We start from the raw sequence: 2039 nt of genomic DNA, 5'->3' as shown, positions 1-2039 counted from the left end.
CGAAAACGTCGGGGCAATGTGCTCACATGGGTCAATTCTCAGTGAAAATTATCTGGCTTACCGGGTCACTTCTCAGCGGAAATCAACACTCAGGCGGCCATCTGTCCCAATATCCCTGACGACGGACAGGAGGAGAATATGCAGGTTTATCGAGGGATTTTACTGGCACTGTTAGTCACGGGGCCTGCACTAGCGCAGGAGGTCAGCGTCGGTGAGGGAAGTGATTTGTATCGGACGTATTGTTGGCAGTGTCACGGTTTCGAAGCGACCGGAGACGGACCAATGGCGGAAATGCTTGCTATTCGTACAACCGACCTTACCAAATTGGCAGGCGAAAACGACGGTGTGTTTCCGATAGTTCGCATAGCTGAACAGATTGATGGTCGTTCACAATTGCTCGCCCATGGGGGCGAAATGCCAATCTTTGGCGCGGTGTTTGAGACAGACCAACAAATCGCAGTGGCTCTACCTAATGGGCAACCTATGATGGTAGGCCTGCCGTTGGCGAATTTGCTCGCCTTTCTTGAATCGATCCAGTCTGAATAGTCACTGACCAATCTGCTCATCCATGTCAGCCGTTCGTCTGATTGACATGAGAGTCAACGGCGGCCCCAACACCTCGAAGGCCACAGTACTGGCTAGAGTAAAGGCCATGATCAACGCGGCCCAATGTGGAAATTGCTCTCCGGCGACGAGGGCCATTCCTACCGCAACACCGGCCTGTGGCAACAAAGCGGGACCGTACCAGCGGGTCTCACGGCGAGGCAGGCCGCCAAGTCTCGCTCCGCAATAACCCCCGACGAGGCGGGCGACGGCGCGCAAGAATAGGAAAAGAGCACCAGCCCAGCCCATCAAGCCGAAGGCTTCAATTTCCAACGTGGCGCCAGCCAGTAGGAAGAACAAAATCATGAACGGCCACTGAATGTGCTCGATCTCATGAAAAGCACTGTCATGATGGCGGGCAAGATTTCCGATCACTGCGCCCGCAACCATGCCTGCGACAAGGAACGAAACTTCTAGCCACAACGAAAGGCCTGCTGTCAGAAAGACGATTCCCACCGCTTCGGCTTGCATCGGCTCTCCTGGGTTTAAGCGGCCAGTTAGGTAAGCGGATGGCACGCCTAGTGCGGAACCCAAAAAAATAGCCCCTCCGAAATCCCACATCGCTGTGGTCGTGATGGTGGCCCAACCGTCCGAATGACCGGCCAGAACCAATGCGACGCTGAAAACGATCAGACCCCAAGCGTCATCAATTGCGACTATGCCCTTTAATGTCTCGGTGAAGCTGTTGGACACCCCAGATTGTTTGATCACGTCCGTCATGGCGGCCGGAGCCGTAGCCGTAGCAATTGCCGCCAGCACCAACGCCAACCCGAAGGGTACGCCAATTGCGGTCAGTCCAGCAGACACAATAACAAGGGTTGCAACCACGATTGAAATCGAAATCGTCAGAATGGCTCGGCCATGCCGTACCAGGTTCTCGCATGTCAAAGATCCTCCAAGAAGGAACGCGACCATCGTCAAGGCCACAATGGATATCTCGTCGAACCACATTGCAACGCCGAGTGGGATCAACCCCATTCCGGCGTTCCCGGCGATCAGACCGAGGAAAAGTAAGGTTGTAACACGAGGAAGATGCGTGGCCCGGCCAAGTTGGTCGGCCGCGAATCCGGCAAGGAAGAGGACACCAAGGGTAATCAGAAAGCCGGCAATGTGCATAGAAACCCAAACGTTAAGTTCTTATCTAGACTACTCTAACTCCAACACTGTCCTCTAGGAACCGATGTCTGAGAGAATGTGAGTGTCCCGTTGCAGCCTATGCCGAGGGTACTAAAAATAAGGGATATTGATCTGTATTAAGGCGAAAGCGCGCCGCAGGTAGCACAATAGCTCATTCAGAAAACGCGGAGGAGTTTTCGATGTCGACAAAGAAATCCAACACAAATAACCCGACCTCACTTTTGGATGTTTTCAAGCAAATGCAGCCGCCCATTTCTGGCAATCCGGCCTTCGGTGCCCAGATCGAACAATTTTGGGAC

Annotated in this window: 2 protein-coding genes; one reads left to right on the top strand and one right to left on the bottom strand. The window is 53.7% G+C overall.

The annotated features are described in order from the left end of the window. The first annotated feature begins 138 nt into the window (after positions 1-138). Positions 139-546: a c-type cytochrome gene (locus tag ACR0ID_RS20315; protein WP_480586356.1), complete on the top strand. Its 408-nt coding sequence runs from the start codon at positions 139-141 to the stop codon at positions 544-546. Here ACR0ID_RS20315 and ACR0ID_RS20310 read toward each other — a convergent pair whose 3' ends face one another. Further along, positions 547-1719 carry a cation:proton antiporter gene (locus ACR0ID_RS20310; RefSeq protein WP_480608392.1) on the bottom strand — a complete coding sequence of 391 codons (1173 nt, stop codon included), beginning with the start codon at positions 1717-1719 and terminating at the stop codon, positions 547-549. Positions 1720-2039: the final 320 nt, after the last annotated feature.

It is taken from the genome of Ruegeria sp. AL2, assembly GCF_056540845.1.
The sequence above is the reverse complement of the archived record's forward strand: the minus strand, read 5'-3'. Positions and strand labels throughout refer to the sequence as shown.